This is a genomic window from Pseudoflavonifractor sp. An187, from assembly GCF_002160275.1.
Taxonomy (GTDB): Bacteria; Bacillota; Clostridia; order Oscillospirales; family Oscillospiraceae; genus Enterenecus; species Enterenecus faecium.
The window spans coordinates 1-4304 of sequence record NZ_NFKG01000056.1; the positions used below are offsets into that span (position 1 = coordinate 1).

Sequence of the window (4304 nt, forward strand, 5' to 3'; positions counted from 1 at the left end):
GCATACAGTGCCCCCAAGGCCGCCCCCAGGGCGATTGGCTGGGGCGGGCCTGCGCCGATGGCGCATCGCCCTGGGGGCGGCCTTGGGGGCACTGTATGCGGTGGCCCTCTTTCTCCCCGGTATGGGGTGGCTGTCCATGCTGCCCTGCAAGCTGGCGGTGGCGGTGGTGATGGTGCTATGTGCCTACGGGGGAGAGGTGCGGCTGTGGCGGGTGCTGGGTCTGTTCTTCGCCGCCTCTGCGGCACTGGCCGGGGCGGTGCTGGGGTTTGAGTGGCTGGGGAATACCACCCTGACCCTGCAATCTGGAGTGCTGTACACGCAGATGGACCTGAGACTGTTGCTGGTGGTCTTTCTGGCGTGTTATTTTGTGTTCTCTCTGCTGCTGCGGCGGCTGGGTGCCCACACAGGGGCAGAGCTGGTACATATGGAGCTGACATTTTCCCAGCGGGTGGTGTCCATGACCGCCCTCCATGATACGGGGTTGAGTCTTTCTGACCCGGTGACCAATCGCCCGGTGGTGGTGGCCTACTGGCGGGATATGGCCTGGCTGCTGCCTGCGGGAGCGGATGTGGCTCGCCCCATCGAGTGCGCCCGGCTCTGCCATGACCGGGGCATCCATGGGGTGCGGCTGGTGCCCTATCGGGCGGTAGGAGTGGAGTCGGGGATGTTGCTGGCCTTTCCCACCCAGCAGGTACGGGTGAACGGGCGGGACATGGGCAGCTTGCTGCTGGCCCTGTCCCCCACACCGGTCAGCGACGGGGGAGCCTATCAAGGACTGTTTGGAGGGATATGAAGATGAGAGGACTGTGGTACATCAAGCTGTGTGGGTTCCTGTCTCGGCTAGGGCTCCACCTGCCGGGGACTATCTTTTATATCGGGGGCAGCGATACTCTGCCGCCGCCCCTGTCCAAGGAGGAGGAGCGGGAGGTTTTGGCCACCTGGGAGCGGGACGGGCCCAGTCCGACCATCCGCTCCAAGCTCATTGAGCACAACCTCCGATTGGTGGTGTACATCGCCCGCCGGTTTGAAAATAGCGGCGTGGGCATTGAAGACCTCATCTCCATTGGCACCATTGGCCTCATCAAGGCGGTGGAGACCTATAACCCGGGAAAAAACATCAAGCTGGCCACCTATGCATCCCGGTGCATTGAAAATGAGATTCTCATGTATCTGCGGAAAAACGCCAACCGGAAGGGAGAGGTGTCCCTGGAGGAGCCACTGAACACCGATTGGGACGGCAATGAGCTGCTCCTCTCCGATGTGCTGGGCACGGACAGCGATGTCATTGAAAAGCCTATGGAGGAGGATGTGGAGCGGGACCTTCTGTTCCAGGCAGTGAGCAAATTAAATCCTCGGGAGCGGTCCATCATCACCATGCGCTTTGGCTTGGATGGGAAGGCGGAGCGCACCCAGAAGGAAGTGGCTTCGTTACTGGGCATCTCCCAGTCCTACATATCCCGACTGGAAAAGCGCATCATCGGACGGCTGAAGCAGGAGATTTTGAAGCTGATGTAGAACAAAGCCGTGGGCGCAGCACCCACGGCTTTGTTTAGAACTCTTTTCGGATTTGCTTCAAGGCGTGTTTCTCCAGCCGGGACACCTGGGCCTGGGAGATGCCGATCTCGGCGGACACCTCCATCTGGGTTTTGCCCTGGAAAAAACGCAGCTCCAAAATCTCCTGTTCCCGCTGGCCCAGCTTGGAGATGGCGTCGCTGAGGGCAATGTGGTCCAGCCACGCCTCGTCGGTGTTTTTCCCGTCCCGCACCTGGTCCATGACGCATACTGCATCCCCGGAGTCGGAGTAAATGGGCTCAAAGAGGGATATGGGGTCCATGACGGCGTCCATGGCGGTGACGATGTCCTCCCGGCGAAGGTCCAGAAGCTTGGACAGCTCGTCCAGCGTGGGCTCCCGCTGGTGCTCATTTTGGAATGCCTCTTTGGCCTGGAGTACCTTGTAGGCGGTGTCTCGCAGGGAGCGGGAGACCCGGATGGTGCTGTTGTCCCGGAGAAAGCGGCGGATTTCTCCGATGATCATGGGCACCCCATAGGTGGAAAACTTCACGTCCAAGTCCACATTGAAGTTATCAATGGCTTTGATGAGGCCGATACACCCCACCTGGAACAGATCATCCATGTGTTCGCCCCGGCCTGCAAACTTTTGAATCACCGACAGCACCAGGCGCAGATTCCCGGCAATCAGTTCCTCCCGGGCTGCCTGGTCGCCCTGTCGGGCTCGGCGGAGCAGGGCAATGCTCTCCTCGCTTTTCAGAACCTTGAGTTTCGACGTGTTCACGCCGCATAAGTCCACCTTACCTTGCACAAAAAGCCACCTCGTTTGGAAGATACTGTATGTAAGTATCTCCAAGCAGGTGGCTTTCATGCAGCACAGGGAGGGGGGATATTTTTTATTGTTCGATGAGGTTCGATGGATATTTTATACGGGGAAAAGAAGAGACGAGTTCAGAGAATGGAAAGAGCAGATATAGTTCAATCATCCGCCCATAGGTAACGATGTTTCAACCCACGCACCCCGTGAGGGGTGCGACTAGTGTAGCATACCGAGAGGATCTCACAGCGGAAATTTCAATCCACGCACCCCGTGTGGGGTGCGACTAACCTTTTTTGTTGACGTTGGGTGCCCTATCCATTTCAATCCACGCACCCCGTGTGGGGTGCGACCCAGGCGGTCATCCATGCCACCGGGCTGTGCAAAATTTCAATCCACGCACCCCGTGTGGGGTGCGACGAGGTACAGATACATCGCTTTTATGTCTCGGAAAATTTCAATCCACGCACCCCGTGTGGGGTGCGACCAAGGCCGGGGACAGCTGGTGGCTGATCGCCGAATTTCAATCCACGCACCCCGTGTGGGGTGCGACCCAAGATTCATTTCGAGATACCCGTTGGGTTTCATTTCAATCCACGCACCCCGTGTGGGGTGCGACGCAATTCGGATTGGGCTCTCATTGAGAAGAAGGATATTTCAATCCACGCACCCCGTGTGGGGTGCGACCAGGCATATCAAAAAGGCAAGACATACGCTCAGGAATTTCAATCCACGCACCCCGTGTGGGGTGCGACAAGCACAACGGGGCCAAACAAGGCGACCCACTGGAATTTCAATCCACGCACCCCGTGTGGGGTGCGACCCCGGAAGTGGTGTCCGGCGCTGCCACCCTGATATTTCAATCCACGCACCCCGTGTGGGGTGCGACAGGGTACTCCTCTTGGATTGCAGACAAAACTAAAATTTCAATCCACGCACCCCGTGTGGGGTGCGACGACCCATACCTTCCGGCCTGGAATCCGATGGTTTGATTTCAATCCACGCACCCCGTGTGGGGTGCGACCTTTTAGTTTCGCGGTTAATTAAAATTTACGAGGTATTTCAATCCACGCACCCCGTGTGGGGTGCGACAGTAGCCCGTCCTCGGAGTAGTCCAGGCCGACCAATTTCAATCCACGCACCCCGTGTGGGGTGCGACGAGGCTTACCGTCTCTTTGCCGTCCAGTCTGGAATTTCAATCCACGCACCCCGTGTGGGGTGCGACCTGACGTTGTCCAGCACCTGGGCCACAAACCAGTCCGAAATTTCAATCCACGCACCCCGTGTGGGGTGCGACCCGATGGGAGCCGTGTTTGACCTGTCCGGATGGATTTCAATCCACGCACCCCGTGTGGGGTGCGACAACACTGTTTACCAGGTGTTTGCCTGGTGGGGGATTTCAATCCACGCACCCCGTGTGGGGTGCGACGGTTTTGTTGAGTCAATGGCCGGACCCCGAGACAATTTCAATCCACGCACCCCGTGTGGGGTGCGACAAGGCCGTAGGCGGGGGCCCCGACAAGGGCGGGGATTTCAATCCACGCACCCCGTGTGGGGTGCGACGTTAGTGCGATACCAATACATCACCGCCTCCAGATTTCAATCCACGCACCCCGTGTGGGGTGCGACCGGCAACAAGCACAGCACACTTGTTGCAGACAAGGAATTTCAATCCACGCACCCCGTGTGGGGTGCGACTTGCGTTCATCGTCAACGAAGTTCTGTCTATGACGATTTCAATCCACGCACCCCGTGTGGGGTGCGACACTCTGTGTTTGCCAGCAAGCAGGAAATCAAGGAATTTCAATCCACGCACCCCGTGTGGGGTGCGACTGTACAGCGGTACTCATTGGGATACACCCCCATCAAATTTCAATCCACGCACCCCGTGTGGGGTGCGACATGTGGCCGCCAATAAGGTGGGCGTCCCGAAGGTATTTCAATCCACGCACCCCGTGTGGGGTGCGACTGTACCACA

General features: G+C 58.3%; 3 protein-coding genes and 1 CRISPR repeat array. Of the genes, 2 read left to right on the forward strand and 1 reads right to left on the reverse strand.

Annotation, left to right across the window (positions count from 1 at the left end; genetic code table 11):
* On the forward strand, positions 1 to 793 hold a 793-nt coding region (locus B5F22_RS11765), incomplete at its 5' end, for a sigma-E processing peptidase SpoIIGA (RefSeq protein WP_087392698.1).
* Entirely contained in the window at positions 790 to 1515 is a 726-nt protein-coding gene (sigE, locus tag B5F22_RS11770) for an RNA polymerase sporulation sigma factor SigE (protein WP_087372555.1), read from the forward strand. The genes B5F22_RS11765 and sigE, both read left to right, overlap by 4 nt.
* A gap of 34 nt (positions 1516 to 1549) precedes the next feature.
* Here sigE and sigG read toward each other — a convergent pair whose 3' ends face one another.
* Positions 1550 to 2320 (reverse strand): RNA polymerase sporulation sigma factor SigG, encoded by a 771-nt coding sequence (gene sigG / locus B5F22_RS11775; protein ID WP_087372552.1) that lies wholly within the window; start codon positions 2318 to 2320, stop codon positions 1550 to 1552.
* A 193-nt stretch (positions 2321 to 2513) separates the two neighbouring features.
* A CRISPR array of direct repeats spans positions 2514 to 4295; the repeat unit is 33 nt; unit sequence ATTTCAATCCACGCACCCCGTGTGGGGTGCGAC.
* The last annotated feature ends 9 nt before the right edge of the window (positions 4296 to 4304 follow it).